The sequence below is a fragment of the Ramlibacter albus genome (assembly GCF_014297445.1).
Lineage (GTDB): Bacteria > Pseudomonadota > Gammaproteobacteria > Burkholderiales > Burkholderiaceae_C > Ramlibacter > Ramlibacter albus.
On sequence record NZ_JACORU010000007.1, the window covers coordinates 205,070 to 217,843 of the forward strand.

General features: G+C 70.5%; 12 protein-coding genes. 2 read left to right on the forward strand and 10 right to left on the reverse strand.

Annotation, left to right across the window (positions count from 1 at the left end; translation table 11 throughout):
- Positions 1-4: 4 nt before the first annotated feature.
- The 8 genes from H8R02_RS19345 to H8R02_RS19380 form a co-directional block, all read right to left on the reverse strand.
- A complete protein-coding gene (locus H8R02_RS19345; protein ID WP_187083118.1) occupies positions 5-1,087 on the reverse strand; it encodes a glycosyltransferase family 4 protein in 1,083 nt (360 codons plus the stop codon).
- Positions 1,084-1,917 (reverse strand): UDP-2,3-diacylglucosamine diphosphatase, encoded by an 834-nt coding sequence (locus tag H8R02_RS19350; RefSeq protein WP_187083119.1) that lies wholly within the window; start codon positions 1,915-1,917, stop codon positions 1,084-1,086. The genes H8R02_RS19345 and H8R02_RS19350 overlap by 4 nt, the downstream gene beginning before the upstream one ends.
- Complete coding sequence (locus tag H8R02_RS19355; RefSeq protein ID WP_187083120.1) at positions 1,917-2,741, reverse strand: GNAT family N-acetyltransferase; 825 nt, start codon at positions 2,739-2,741, stop codon at positions 1,917-1,919. The genes H8R02_RS19350 and H8R02_RS19355 overlap by 1 nt, the downstream gene beginning before the upstream one ends.
- On the reverse strand, positions 2,738-3,571 hold the full coding sequence (locus tag H8R02_RS19360; protein ID WP_187083121.1) for an alpha/beta fold hydrolase: 834 nt from the start codon (positions 3,569-3,571) through the stop codon (positions 2,738-2,740). The genes H8R02_RS19355 and H8R02_RS19360 overlap by 4 nt, the downstream gene beginning before the upstream one ends.
- A 10-nt stretch (positions 3,572-3,581) precedes the next feature.
- The gene (locus H8R02_RS19365; RefSeq protein ID WP_255429426.1) at positions 3,582-4,592 is read right to left on the reverse strand and encodes a M14 family zinc carboxypeptidase; all 1,011 of its coding nucleotides are present in this window, start codon (positions 4,590-4,592) and stop codon (positions 3,582-3,584) included.
- A 196-nt stretch (positions 4,593-4,788) separates the two neighbouring features.
- Entirely contained in the window at positions 4,789-5,856 is a 1,068-nt protein-coding gene (locus tag H8R02_RS19370; RefSeq protein ID WP_187083123.1) for a patatin-like phospholipase family protein, read from the reverse strand.
- A gap of 49 nt (positions 5,857-5,905) precedes the next feature.
- Positions 5,906-6,742 (reverse strand): PPK2 family polyphosphate kinase, encoded by an 837-nt coding sequence (locus H8R02_RS19375; RefSeq protein ID WP_187083124.1) that lies wholly within the window; start codon positions 6,740-6,742, stop codon positions 5,906-5,908.
- 33 nt (positions 6,743-6,775) lie between these two features.
- Complete coding sequence (locus tag H8R02_RS19380; protein ID WP_187083125.1) at positions 6,776-7,150, reverse strand: hypothetical protein; 375 nt, start codon at positions 7,148-7,150, stop codon at positions 6,776-6,778.
- An 85-nt stretch (positions 7,151-7,235) separates the two neighbouring features.
- Here H8R02_RS19380 and H8R02_RS19385 point away from each other — a divergent pair, with 85 nt between their 5' ends.
- Complete coding sequence (locus tag H8R02_RS19385; RefSeq protein WP_187083126.1) at positions 7,236-8,705, forward strand: CYTH and CHAD domain-containing protein; 1,470 nt, start codon at positions 7,236-7,238, stop codon at positions 8,703-8,705.
- 5 nt (positions 8,706-8,710) lie between these two features.
- On the opposite strand, the gene H8R02_RS19390 is transcribed toward H8R02_RS19385, so the two are convergent.
- Together H8R02_RS19390 and H8R02_RS19395 are read right to left on the reverse strand one after the other, a co-directional pair.
- Positions 8,711-9,718: a hypothetical protein gene (locus H8R02_RS19390; RefSeq protein WP_187083127.1), complete on the reverse strand. Its 1,008-nt coding sequence runs from the start codon at positions 9,716-9,718 to the stop codon at positions 8,711-8,713.
- A 189-nt stretch (positions 9,719-9,907) separates the two neighbouring features.
- The gene (locus H8R02_RS19395) at positions 9,908-10,375 is read right to left on the reverse strand and encodes a CesT family type III secretion system chaperone (RefSeq protein ID WP_187083128.1); all 468 of its coding nucleotides are present in this window, start codon (positions 10,373-10,375) and stop codon (positions 9,908-9,910) included.
- A 141-nt stretch (positions 10,376-10,516) separates the two neighbouring features.
- On the opposite strand from H8R02_RS19395, the gene H8R02_RS19400 reads away from it, so the two are divergent.
- Entirely contained in the window at positions 10,517-12,760 is a 2,244-nt protein-coding gene (locus H8R02_RS19400; RefSeq protein WP_187083129.1) for a PhoX family protein, read from the forward strand.
- The last annotated feature ends 14 nt before the right edge of the window (positions 12,761-12,774 follow it).

The following is a 12,774-nucleotide window of genomic DNA, read 5'->3' on the forward strand; positions in this document are numbered from 1 at the left end:
GTGTTCAGCTTCCGGATGACAGTTCCGTGACAAAACCTTGCCCTTGGGGGGTGCCGCGGGCCGGCACCAGGAAATTCGTGAACAGCCGGGTCGCGTGGGCCCAGCTGAAGTCCAGCGCCCTTGCCCGGGCCTCGTGGCGCGGCGAAGTCAGCGCGGCATACGCCGCCTTCTGCAGGTCCTCATCCATGGCGCCCCCGAGGCTGCCGCGGCCGTCTTCGCGGGGACGGCCGAGCACTTCGAGGGGGCCGTCCACCGGAAAGGCCGCGACAGGCGTGCCGCAGGCCATCGCCTCGACCATCACGAGGCCGAAGGTATCCGCGTGGCTGGGAAACACGAACACGTCGGCCGCAGCGAACAGCCGGGCCAGCTCGTCGCGCGGCAGCAGGCCCACCCAGCGCACGTGCGGGTACTTCTGCCTGAGCTGCGCCTCGACCGGCCCGACACCGCACACGACCTTCGTGCCCGGGAACACCATGTCGAGGAAGGCGCCGATGTTCTTCTCGTACGAGACCCGGCCGACGAACAGCGACAGCGGTCGCGACAGCTCCCCCAGCGGCTCGTACACGGGCGGCACCGCGTGGTAATGGAAGAGCGTCGTGTCGCAGCCATGGGTCCAGGCGCGCAGGTTCCGGAAGCCCCGCTGCTCCAGCATGCGCAGCACGCTCTGCGTAGGCACCATCACGCCGGAGGACGGCGCGTGGAAGTGCCGCATGACCGCATAGCCCCAGCTCACTGGCACCCGGATGGCCGCGTTGACGATCTCCGGGAACTTGGTGTGGAAGGCGGTGGTGAACGCCAGCTTGTTCCTCAGGCAGTAGCCGCGCCCGGCCCAGCCGAGCGGGCCCTCGGTGGCCAGATGGATCGCATCGGGCTGGAACTCGCCCAGCCGGCGCGCCAGCTCCTTCCTGGGCGAGATCGCGAGGTCGATGCCCGCGTAGCCCGGGCATGGCCGCGTGCGGAACAGGCTGGGCTGGATCACCTCCACCTGGTGGCCGGCGGCCTGCATCTCCTTGACCAGTTCCACCAGCGTGGTCACCACCCCATTGACCTGGGGCAACCAGGCGTCCGTCACCAAGGCAAGCTTCATGCGCTCTCCACGAGTTGTTTCTCCGGCACCCAGTGCACCAGCTCCAGCCGGCCGTCCACGTGCTCGACCAGCGCCGTGCGGCTCTCGACCCAGTCGCCGTCGTTGCAGTACGTCACGCCGTTGATCACGCGCATTTCCGCGCGGTGGATGTGCCCGCACACCACGCCCCAGTGGCCGCGGCGGCGCGCCTCGTTGGCCACGGCCTCCTCGAAGTCGGTGACGTAATTCAGCGCCTTCTTCACCTTGTGCTTCAGGTACGCGGAGAGCGACCAGTAGGGCAGCCCGAACCGCCCGCGCAGGTGGTTGAGGTGGCGATTGAGCCTGAGCGTGAGCTCGTAGAGGTTGTCACCGAGGTACGCGAGCCACTTCGCGCACTGCACGACGGCGTCGAAGTAGTCGCCGTGGATCACCCACAGCCGGCGCCCGTCGGTGGTGACGTGCACGGCCTCCTCGACCACCTCGATGCCGCCGAAGTGGTGGCGCGCGAACTGGCGCGCGAATTCGTCGTGGTTGCCCGGAACGTAGATCACGCGGCACCCTTTGCGCGCGCGGCGCAGCAGCTTCTGCACGACATCGTTGTGCGCCTGAGGCCAGTACCAGCGCTTGCGCAGTTGCCAGCCGTCGACGATGTCGCCCACGAGGTAGAGGTAGTCGCTCGGATGGTGCTTGAGGAAGTCGAGCAGCGCCTGAGCCTGGCAGCCGGGCGTGCCGAGGTGCAGGTCGGAGATGAAGACGGCGCGGTAGCGCGGCTTCGCCTCGTCGTCGGCGCCGTGCGCGGGGACCTCCGGCCCCGGGAGGATGGGGCCCAGGGCGTCGAAGGTCGTGCGCATCAGCATCCTAGAAAATGCCTGCGGTAGCGCGGCGGAAGATCGCCGATGCGCATCATCATCGGCAGGTCCGCGGTGTTGAAATCGGGGTCCCATGCGGGCGCGCCGAGCACCCTCGCGCCCAGCCGCAGGTAACCCTTGATCAGCGCCGGCGGCTCCACGGCCAGCGTGCCGTCGAGTTGGTCGACCGGCAGTGGCAGCCGCGGGGTCACCTGGTATTCGATCGGCGCGAGGTGCGTCGCCTTCACGTGGTTCCACACGCTCGCGGCCACGTCGCCGCTGACCACGCCGTTGTGCAGCATCGGGATGCTCGCACAGCCGATCATCGTGTCCAGCTGGTTGCGTACCATGAACTCGGCGAGCGCCCCCCACAGCGCGAGGATCACGCCGCCGTGTCGGTGGTCGGCGTGCACGCAGCTGCGGCCCAGCTCCACCATGCGGTCGCGCAGCAGGCGCAGGCGCACGAGGTCGAATTCGTTGTCGCTGTAGAAACTCCCCGCGCGCAGGGCCTGCGCCGGCGTGAGCACGCGGTAGGTACCGACCACTTCGCGCGTGTCGGCGTCGCGCACCAGCAGGTGCTCGCAGTAGTCGTCGAACAAGTCCACGTCGTGGCCGGGGAGCGAGGTCTCAAGGCGCGCCCCCATCTCGCCCGCGAACACCGCGTACCTCAGGCGCTGCGCTTCGCGGACTTCATCGAGGTTGCGCGCCCAGGCCACGGAAATGCCGCCGCCGCCCGCCTGAGGGATGACATGACCAGGCCGGTGAAGCGACCCCCGGGGCAGCATCACCGGCGACAGCGGCAGCGTGGGGGTGGGCAGTTCGTTCATCGCGGTGCTCCTGTTGCTCCTGTTGCTTCCGCGGTACTGTGCGCATGCCCAGTGACGCGATCGTGAAAGTTGCATGGCGGTTGCGTGACACCCTCGCCGAACACCAGCAGGTGGTGCAGCAGCCAATCGGGGTCGTCGATCGCAAGGTCGTGGCCCGCGTGCGAGTGGATGTGCAGCGGCGCTTCCCACACGCGCGCCAGCGCGCGCGAACACGCGCTCGACACGAGCCTGTCACGTTCGCTGGCGAGGATCAGCACCTTGCGGCGCGGGATACCGGGCGGCAGCCGGAAGCGCGCGGCCGCCCACAGCTGCCGCAGGAAGTTCATCCGCGTGACGGGGCGCAGGCGTGAACACTCGATCCACGTGCGCAGCACGCGCGGGTCCAGCTCGCAGTTGCTGGTGAGGGACAGCACGCGCTCTTCCAGCTCCGCCGCGCTCAGGCCGGGCGCGGCCAGCGACGTGAGAACGCTCCAGGTGGACGGCCGCAGCCTTTGCCAGAACGGCGACACGCCGCGGAAGCTGCTGTTGACCAGCACGCAGCCGGCCACTTCGTCCGGATACGCCGCCAGCCATTGCGCCGCGACCATGCCGCCGAGCGAGATCGCCACCAGCATGTACGGCGGCCGCGCCATGCTCGCCTGTGCACGCGCAGCCTCCACCATCTCCGCGATGCTCGTGGGGCTGCGGTATCGGTGCATGCGGCCATTGCCGGGCAGGTCGATCTCCAGCACGGCGTCGCCCATCGGGAGGCGTTCACGCAGGCGCTCGCCGAAACCGCACCAGTGGCCGGACTCTCGGGCAAGGCCCCGCAGGAGCACCCAGGTCGTCACGCGGCCCGCCTCATCGCGCGAACGCGTACCAGAGCGCCTGCGCGCGTTGCCGGTGCTGCTCGCACGCGTCGCCGCGCGGCAGCCACAGCCCGTGCCCCGCGGCGGCGCGCATCACGAAGTCCAGCAGCGGCAGGTGGCGGCGCAGCACGCGCTGCTCGCGGTGCGCGATGCCGGGGTTGAAGATGCCGCCGCGCGAGAAGAGCTGGCGCGGGTTCTTCCTGACCCACAGCCACGAGCCCATCTCCAGCGTGAGCGGCAGGAACACCATGCCGGCGGGCGCGCGCAGGTACAGGTGGTCCCACAGGTCGCCATGCGTCAGGTACTGGCGGCTCTGCGGCTCGAACACGTAGGGGTGGTGCGCCAGCGTCCGCTCGAAGATCTCGTGCAGCGCGTGCATCTGCGCGATGTGGCCGATGGGCGTGCGGCGGTGCGCGAAGGGGAACCACAGGCGGTCGCGCATGCCGAAGCCCGAGTGGCAGTCCAGCGCGATCGCGAATTCGCGGCCGTGCAGTTCGCGCTCCACGATGGCGCACAGCGCGGCGCTCTCCGGCTCCATGGCGGCACCGATGCGCCCGCGGAACCAAGGCAAGCCCGGGCTGATGCGCTGTCCGCCCACAAGAGGCGGCACGGGGTCCTGCGCATCGACCGGTGCATTGCGCATCAAGTCGACGCCCGCCGGATTGGCGCGCGTGCCGCGCAGCATCCCACCGGGGTTCACGAGCGGCATGAAGACCAGGCGCAAGTGTTCCAGCTGCTGGCGCAGCGCGGCGTCCCAGCGCAGGCGCCCCACGATGCTGTGCAGCCAGGCGATGACCACGCGCGCGCCGATGCGCTCCAGCCCGTGCACGCCGCCGAAATAGCCGACCGCCGGCACGCGGCTGTCCGGGTTGCCGAGCGCGACTGCATACACCGGCAATTCGCCGTGCTCCGATGGCACGCGGCAGCGCACCTCCACCTGGAGGTGCGTGCCGCCCGCCTCGATGGCGCGTTCCAGCTCGTCGAGTTCGGGCAAGGCGGTCATTCGTGGCGGCAGCGTAAGGGCGCTGTGTGTCACACGCATGAAACGCGCCCGTCCTAACCTGCCGCGCATGAAGCGACTGCTCCACAACCTCGCGCACGGTGCGGCCGTCGGCCTGGCGCTGGTGCTCGGCCTGGGCGAATTCGCCTCGCTGCAGCGCTGGCGCTTCAAGAGCTGGCTGGCGCGCTGAGCGCGCCGCTCACCCGAGCACGCGTGTCGCGGCGCGAAGGAGCGCGTGGATGCGCGCTCCCACGCGCCACGGCCGCGTCGACTCGCGGAACGTGAGCCACGTGTCGTCGGCGTACTCGCGAAAGGGCAGCGTGCCGCGATGCCCGACGGCATTCGCGTGGATGCGAAGCCACTGCGCGGCCGTCTCGCGGCCGAGCGTGAAGAGCTCGCGCACCAACACGGGGTCCGCCGTCGCACGCGTCGACTGCGAAAACCGCTGCAGGGCGTCACCGCCGTCGATGCGATGCAAGCGCAGCAGGCGCTCGCGCGGCAGGATGCCGAGGCCCACCAGCTGGTTGAAGTGCTCGACCGCGCGCACCTGCGACAGCAGCCCCGCGTTGAACGTGAGCTCGGCAGCGCGCTCGCGGATTTCGCTGGACGTCACGGGCGCGGCCGCCTGCAGCACCGGGTTGATCTGGATGAGCAGCACGTCGCCGCCGGCCGGCTGGTGCAGGAACGGCGCCAGCGGCGGGTTCACCGAGTAGCCGCCGTCCCAGTACAACTCGCCGCCGATGGTGACCGGCGCAAAGAGCTCCGGCAGGCAGGCCGAAGCGAGCACCGCGTCGAGCGTGAGCCGTGCCCCGCTGAAGACCGCCGCCCTGCCCGTGCGCACGTGCGTCGCGCCGACGTGGACCTTGGGTGCGTCCGCGTCGTGAAGCGCGCCGAAGTCGACCGTGCGCTCCAGCAGGCCGCGCAGCGGGTTGAACGCCAGTTGGCTACGCGCGCCAGCCGCAAGCGGGAGTGCGGCGCCGAACATGACACGCAGCATCTCCCGCTGCATGCTGCCGTAGGTGCCGAGCGATGCAACCTCGTTCCACACCGCCCTCAGCGCTTCGCGCGCGCCCTCGCGCGGTGAACGGCCGGCTCGCACCGCAACCGCCCAGCCCGAAGCCAGCGCGACCGCATTCACCGCCCCTGCACTGGTCCCGCTGATCGCCGGGAATTCGAAGCTGCCGTCCTCCAGCAGCGCATCGAGCACGCCCCAGGTGAAGGCGCCGTGCGAACCGCCTCCCTGCAATGCGAGGTTCACAGCTTTCATGCACGAAACGCGAGCAAGTTCCGTGCGCGCCCCGGCCCGCCGCGAATCGTCAGCTCACCTTCAGGTCGCGCAGCGACGCATCCTCGTCCGGGAACTGCAGGTCCAGCCGCCGCATCGTGTCGCGCACGACGGTGGCCACCATGAGGTTGCGCTGCGTCTTGGAGTCCGCGGGGACGATGTGCCACGGCGAGTGCTTCGTCGCCGTCGCGCCGATCGCATGCGAATAGGCGGCCTGGTACAGGTCCCACTTCGCGCGCACGCCGATATCCTCGCGCTTGAACTTCCACCGCTTGGCCGGGTCGTCGATGCGCTCCTGCAGGCGCCGGCGCTGCTCGTCCTTCGAGATGTGCAGCATGAACTTCAGGATCACCGTGCCCGTCTCGCACAGCAGGCGCTCGAAGTCGTTGATGTGCGCGTAGCGCTGCCGCGCCGTGTGCTCGTCGATCCAGCCCTCCACCACCGGCACCAGCACGTCCTCGTAGTGGCTGCGGTTGAAGCCGACGATCTCGCCGGCCGCGGGCACCTGGGCGTGGATGCGCCAGAGATAGTCGCGCGCGCGTTCCGCCTCGTTGGGTGCGCGCCACGCGACCGTGCGCACGCCGATCGGGCTCATGCGGCCGAACACGGCGCGCAACGTGCCGTCCTTGCCGCTCGTGTCGATGCCCTGCAGCACCACGAGCAGCTTGTGGCGCCCGTCCGCGTAGAAGAGGTTCTGCAGTTCGTCCAGCTCGGCCGCCAGCGCCTCGACGCGCGCCTTGTCGGCGGATTTGTTGCCGGAGCCCAGCGGCTTCGCGCCGGGGTCGAAGCTCTCGACGCTGAAGGCCGCATCGGCCGCGTCGACGCGCCACTTGCGCAGCGCTTTGGCCGTCCTGTCGTTCGATGCCATGCGCGAGTCTAGCGCCGGCGGGCGCGCCGCCAGTCAGCTGGACGCCGCCTTGGCCTTCTTCGGCCGGCCGGTCTTGAGCATCGGCACGCCCGACATCGCCGCCTGGAACGCACCGTCCCCCATCGCGGACAGCGCCATGAGGCCGGCACGCAGCACCTCGCTCTTCTTGGACGGCAGCCCGGCGCGCGCGGCACGCTTCTTGAGCTCGTCTATGGCCGCGTATTCGGTCTTGGGGATCGTGAAGGAGTCGCGCACCAGCTTGACCTTCGCCGGCTTTTCTTCCTTTGCCCTGGCCGCCCTGGGTTGGGCCGCGGGCGCCGGCGCAGCCTTGACGGGCGGGGCTGCCTTGCGGGCGGCGCGCTTCTTCGCGGCGGGCGCGGGCCCGGCGGTCTTCTTGCTGGTTGCCATGGGACGGGTCGGTGTCGTTGAAACGGGATAAACAGTATATACAGTTCGTCCCGGGCGGCCGCGGGCTGTGACATGATTGCAGCCGATGGGCGAGTTCGAAATCAAGCTGCACGTTCCCGCGGACAGGCTCGCGTCGCTGAAGGCCGCCGTGCAGCGCGGCGGCGCGCGGCGCGAGCGGCTGCGCGCACGCTACTTCGATACGCAGGACGGCGCGCTGGCGAGGCAGCGCATCGGCCTGCGGCTGCGGCAGGAAGGCAGCGACTGGGTGCAGACCGTCAAGGCCGAAGGCGACGGCCTGCTGCACCGCACCGAGCACAACGTGACCCTGGCCAGGGGCGATGCAGCCGAAGTGCGCGTCGAACGACACCACGGCAGCGATGCGGGCGATGCGCTCGCGCGAGCGCTGCGTGGCACGAAGGACGGCGCACTCGTCGAGGTCTATCGCACCGACATCGAGCGCACGAGGCGCGACCTCGTGGCGGGCACCACCACCGTGGAAGTGGCGCTGGACGTCGGCGCCATCCGCGCCGGCCGCCGGAAAGCGGACGTGTGCGAGATCGAGTTCGAGCTGAAGGCCGGCAGCCGCGAAGTGGCGGTCGAGCTGGCGCAGCAATGGTGCGAACGCCACGGGCTGTGGCTTGACACGGCGTCGAAGGCGATGCGCGGCGAGCGCCTTGCGCGCGGGTTGAAGCTGGCACCTCCGGCCGGCTTCGAAGCGCCGCGGCGCCTGCGCAAGCTGCGCCAGCATTCCGCCGTGCGCGCCCTCGCCGGCGCGGCGTTGCGGCAGGTGCTGGGCAACGGCAGCGAGATCGCGCGCGGCGCATGGGACGAGGAGCACGTGCACCAGATGCGCGTGGGCCTGCGGCGGCTGCGCACGGCGCTGCACGAGCTCGAAGGCCTCGAAGCACTGGCCACGCCGGGCGACATGGCCGTGCTGGCGGCAGCGTTCCGTGCGCTCGGCGCGCAGCGCGACGCCGCGCACCTGCAGCCGAAGCTGCTCGAATCGATGCGCGCGGACGGCGCGCCGCCACTCGAGTTGCCGCCTGCCGCATCCGTGGCGCCCGACCCGCAGCAGGTCGCACGCGACCTGCGCCTGCAGGCGGTGCTGCTGCAGCTGCTCGGGCGCCTGTCGGCGACGGCGCCGCCGCGCGAGCCCGGCCCGGGTGCGGTGCGCAGGCACATCGGGCAGCGCCTCGCCGCATTGCACCGGCACGTCGTGAAGGATGGCGGCAGGTTCGAAGACCTGCCGCACGAGGAACAGCATGGCCTGCGCAAACGCTTCAAGCGCCTGCGCTACCTGGCCGAGGCCGCGGCCGGCTTGTACGAAGCCCGCAAGGTGGAGGCATTCACCAACGCGCTCAAGCCGGTGCAGGACGCGCTCGGCGAGTTCCAGGACGAGTGGGTGGCCGCCGGTTTCTGGCGCGCACGTGCGGCCGGGGACCCGAATGCCTGGTTCGCGGTCGGGTGGCTGCAGGCGCGGCGCGCCGCAGGGGTCGCGCGGTGCGCGTCGGCGTGCCGTCGCTACGCGAAGCACGCCACACCGTTCTGGAGCTAGGTGGATCAGCGATTCTGCGGGGGCAGAGGCGACGCCTCGGCGACGACGATCCGCAGCGGTGCCTGCGGTGCTTGCTGCGCGGCGGAATGCCCTGGCTCGCGCATGCTCTCACCGAGCTGCCCCCAGTCCTTCAGTTGCCCCCGCCACTCCGCGCCCGCCGAGAGCAGCCAGCCGATCGACGACAGGCTCCAGTGCCCCGCGGGGCTCGCGTCCTGCAGCAGGTCGGCCAGTGCGTAGACGGCGGCCGGCGGCAACGCCAGCAGGCTGCGCATCACCGTCTCGCCGAGCTGCTCCTTGAGGTCCATGCGCGGGTCGCCGCACGCGACGTGCACATCGAGGTACCCGCCGTCGCAGGCGGCGGCGGCGCCCCGGCTCATCCGGTTGGCCAGCTCGTAGAGGCCGCGCGTGAGGGCGAAAGCGATGGCGGGATGACCGGGGATCGCCGTGCCCTGCAAGTAGCGGCCGATGGCGGCGAACACGACGTTCGGCACCATCGAGCAAGCCATCGCATAGCCGCTTCGCCGGCGCAGCGCTTCCTGCGGGCCCAGGCGCCGGCCGATCAGGAACGGGCTGTCGGCGTGCGGCTCCATGTCGTGCAGGTGCAGCATGAGCGGCCGCGGGATGTATTCGTTGGCCAGGTCGCGCACGAAGCCCGCGACGTAGATGAAGGCGACGCAGTCCAGCACCGCCTGCCCCCGCCGCGCGCCGCCGATGGCGCCCGCGACGAAAGCCGTGGCGACCGGCGCCACCGCGGCCACGAGGAAGACGGCGGTGTACAGGGCCGCTGCATGGCATCGCAGCAGTTCGCGCTCCAGCCGGGCCTCGAGCCCCGCGCGCAGGAGCGGCCCCGCACGAGCGGCAACGACGGTGCCGAAGGTCGCGACACCGACCGTGGCAGCCGCCAGTTTCAAGTCCAGCGCCGCGCCACTCACGTCGTCGCCCGTGTGGCCCACCAGCCGCTGCGCGGCCTCGAAGCCGACCCAGGACGTCGCCGCCTGCGTCGCGAAACCCACGCACCCGGGTATGAACGCGACGGCAAGGTTGTACACGCCGCTGCACAGGCAATCGCCGCAACGGGGCCGTGGGCACGGGGCCCCGATCGGACGCGCACCCGGTTGCGCGGGCCGCGAAGGGGAATCCGGCGGCCCGAAGTGCACTGCGCGTGGGCTGGCGGAACGTGAATACGGTCCCGGCCCCATCGCTCAGCCCACCGCGGCGCCGAACGGCATCGCCTCTTCATGCGCAGCCGCGGCGAGCCTGCCCGTGCGGCGCCACTCGCGCGCCATGCCGGCCGCCACGCCGATGCCGGCCAGCAGCAACTCGCCGTCGACGTTCGCCATCGCGCAGCACGCGTGCAGCACGACCTGCCCGTCGAGGGGGTCCCGGCCGAACACCGGCGCACCCGGGCGCATCATCAGCAGGTTGGCGTCGAGGAATTCGCGCGATGAAGCGGCTTCCCCCTCGTGTGGCAGGGGCCCGAAGGCGACGAGGACGAAGACATGGGCGGGGAAATGGTCGGGCAGGTGCGTGACGGTGACCGCGACGCCGCCGACGTCGAGGTCCACGTGAATGCCGCCTTCGGCGTCGCGTTCGAGCGGCGGTGCCGGCGCGCGTGCGGCTTCGCAAAGCGAGTGCGCGAGCGCGGAGAAATCGTCGGGGGCTTCGGGCATGGCGCGAGTCTGCGCAGCCCGCGTGACGGATTGGTGAAACGCGGCCGGGACCGAAGTCTGCCGATGTCACGCACGTGCAACACACGGCGCCTACGCTTCGCGGCTGTTTTCCCCAAGCAGCACCGAAGAAAGACCACTCGCATGTACGAAGAGGACTCCAACACCAGTTCCAACCCCGCCATCCAGGACATCGTGGAGCAGCGCATGTCGCGCCGCGGCGCGCTGCGCTTCGGCCTCGGCACCGCCGGTGCCGCCGTGCTCGGCTCGTTCTCGGTGGCCGCGTGCGGCGGCGGCAGCGACGCTGAAGTGGCCGCCGCGCCTGCGCCCGCAGCCGGCGGCACGGCGCCGCCCACGCCACTGTCCCTCGGCTTCAACGCCGTGGCCAAGAGCCTCGCCGATGTCGTGACGGTTCCGGCGGGCTACACGGCCACGGTGCTTTATGCACTCGGCGACCCGCTCGACACGGCGACGCCCGAGTTCAAGAACGACGGCACGGACACGAGCTTCGAAACGCGCGCCGGCGACCACCACGACGGCATCGAGTGGTTCGGGCTGTCGGCAGCGGGCACGCGCAGCGCATCCGCGTCGGATCGCGGCCTGCTCGCGATGAACCACGAGGCGATCACCGACCAGTTCCTGCACGCGAACGGCGTCACGGCCAACCCGCGCCCTGCCGCCGAAGCGGACAAGGAAATGGCCGCGCACGGCATCTCCGTCGTCGAAGTGCGCCGCACGAACGGCCGTTACGCATACGCGCGCGACTCCGCCTTGAACCGCCGCATCACGCCACTCACGCCGATGCAGATGAGCGGGCCGGTACGCGGCCACGCGCTGCTGAAGACGAAGTACTCGGCCGCGGGCACCGACACGCGCGGCACGATCAACAACTGCGGCGCGAGCACCACGCCGTGGGGCACGTACTTCTCGGGCGAGGAGAACTGGGTCAACTACTTCACGCGTGCATCCACCGATGACGCGGCGCGCGGCGGCAACACGGCGAAGAGCGTCGTCTCGCTCAGCCGCTACGGCAAGGCGCAAGGCGCCGCGAGCCGCCACGGCTGGGAAACCGCCGGCATCGCCGATGCCTACGCACGCTGGAACGTCAGCCAGGCCGGTACCTCCACCGACGGCACCGACGACTACCGCAACGAGATGAACACGTTCGGCTGGATGGTCGAAGTGGACCCGTACGAGCCGGCTGTTGCCGCCCGCAAGCGCACCGCGCTCGGCCGCTTCGCCCACGAGATGGGCGTGTTCGGCGTGCCGCAGGCCGGCAAGCCGCTGGCCGTGTACATGGGGGACGACTCGCGCGGCGAATACATCTACAAGTTCGTGAGCACCGCCAACTGGGACGCCAACGACGCGAACGCCGCGAACCGCATGGCCACGGGCGACAAGTACCTCGACAGCGGCAGGCTGTATGCCGCGAAGTTCAACGCGGACGGCACCGGCCAGTGGATCGAGCTCACGATCGCCAACAGCACGATCGCTTCCTACGCCGCCTACCGCTTTGCCGACCAGGCCGACGTGCTGGTGAATGCGCGCCTCGCCGCCGATGCCGTGGGCGCCACGAAGATGGACCGCCCCGAGTGGTCGGCCGTGCACCCGGTCACGGGCGAGGTGTACGTCACGCTCACGAACAACGGCAACCGCAAGGTGGAGCCGAGCGCCTCGTCGCAGCAGGCGCTCGACGCGGCCAACCCGCGCTCATACACCGATGCGCCGACGGCGGCGACGGCGCCGGGCAACATCAACGGGCACATCATCCGCTTTCGCGACAGCGAGCCCGGCGCGACCGCCTTCAGCTGGGACATCTACCTGTTCGGCGCGGAGTCGGGAATGGATGCCGCCAAGGTGAACCTCTCGGGCCTCTCGGGCGACCGGGACTTTTCCAGCCCGGACGGCGTGCGCTTCAGCGCCAAGACCGGCCTGCTCTACATCGAGACGGACGACGGCGCCTACACCGACGTCACCAACTGCATGCTGCTCATCGCCAAGCCGGGCCAGGTGGGTGACGGCGCGACGCAGTCGATCGAGTACACCAAGGCCGACGGCAGCAAGCTGACCGTGCAGACGCGCGTGGGCGCCAAACCGACGGCGGCGAACCTGCGCCGCTTCCTGGTGGGGCCGAAGGACTGCGAGATCACCGGCATCACCGAGACGCCCGATGGCCGCGCGCTGATCGTGAACATCCAGCACCCGGGCGAGACGATCGCCAAGGCCAACATCGCCGACCCGTCAAGGTTCCTGAGCCACTGGCCCGCGAACGCGGGCTACGGCGCGGGCGGCGCGAACGGGCGGCCGCGGTCGGCGACCATCGTCATCACGCGCAACGACGGTGGCCTGATCGGTGCCGACGGCACCGCGGTGTTGAACAACCTCTGAACGGGAGGAGGCGG

What these genes read in the sequence shown, in the direction of transcription:
- H8R02_RS19345 (WP_187083118.1), bottom strand. Translation starts at nt 1,087, where the DNA reads ATGAAGCTTGCCTTGGTGACGGACGCCTGGTTGCCCCAGGTCAATGGG.
- H8R02_RS19350 (WP_187083119.1), bottom strand. Translation starts at nt 1,917, where the DNA reads ATGCGCACGACCTTCGACGCCCTGGGCCCCATCCTCCCGGGGCCGGAG.
- H8R02_RS19355 (WP_187083120.1), bottom strand. Translation starts at nt 2,741, where the DNA reads ATGAACGAACTGCCCACCCCCACGCTGCCGCTGTCGCCGGTGATGCTG.
- H8R02_RS19365 (WP_255429426.1), bottom strand. Translation starts at nt 4,592, where the DNA reads ATGACCGCCTTGCCCGAACTCGACGAGCTGGAACGCGCCATCGAGGCG.
- H8R02_RS19370 (WP_187083123.1), bottom strand. Translation starts at nt 5,856, where the DNA reads ATGAAAGCTGTGAACCTCGCATTGCAGGGAGGCGGTTCGCACGGCGCC.
- H8R02_RS19375 (WP_187083124.1), bottom strand. Translation starts at nt 6,742, where the DNA reads ATGGCATCGAACGACAGGACGGCCAAAGCGCTGCGCAAGTGGCGCGTC.
- H8R02_RS19380 (WP_187083125.1), bottom strand. Translation starts at nt 7,150, where the DNA reads ATGGCAACCAGCAAGAAGACCGCCGGGCCCGCGCCCGCCGCGAAGAAG.
- H8R02_RS19385 (WP_187083126.1), top strand. Translation starts at nt 7,236, where the DNA reads ATGGGCGAGTTCGAAATCAAGCTGCACGTTCCCGCGGACAGGCTCGCG.
- H8R02_RS19395 (WP_187083128.1), bottom strand. Translation starts at nt 10,375, where the DNA reads ATGCCCGAAGCCCCCGACGATTTCTCCGCGCTCGCGCACTCGCTTTGC.
- H8R02_RS19400 (WP_187083129.1), top strand. Translation starts at nt 10,517, where the DNA reads ATGTACGAAGAGGACTCCAACACCAGTTCCAACCCCGCCATCCAGGAC.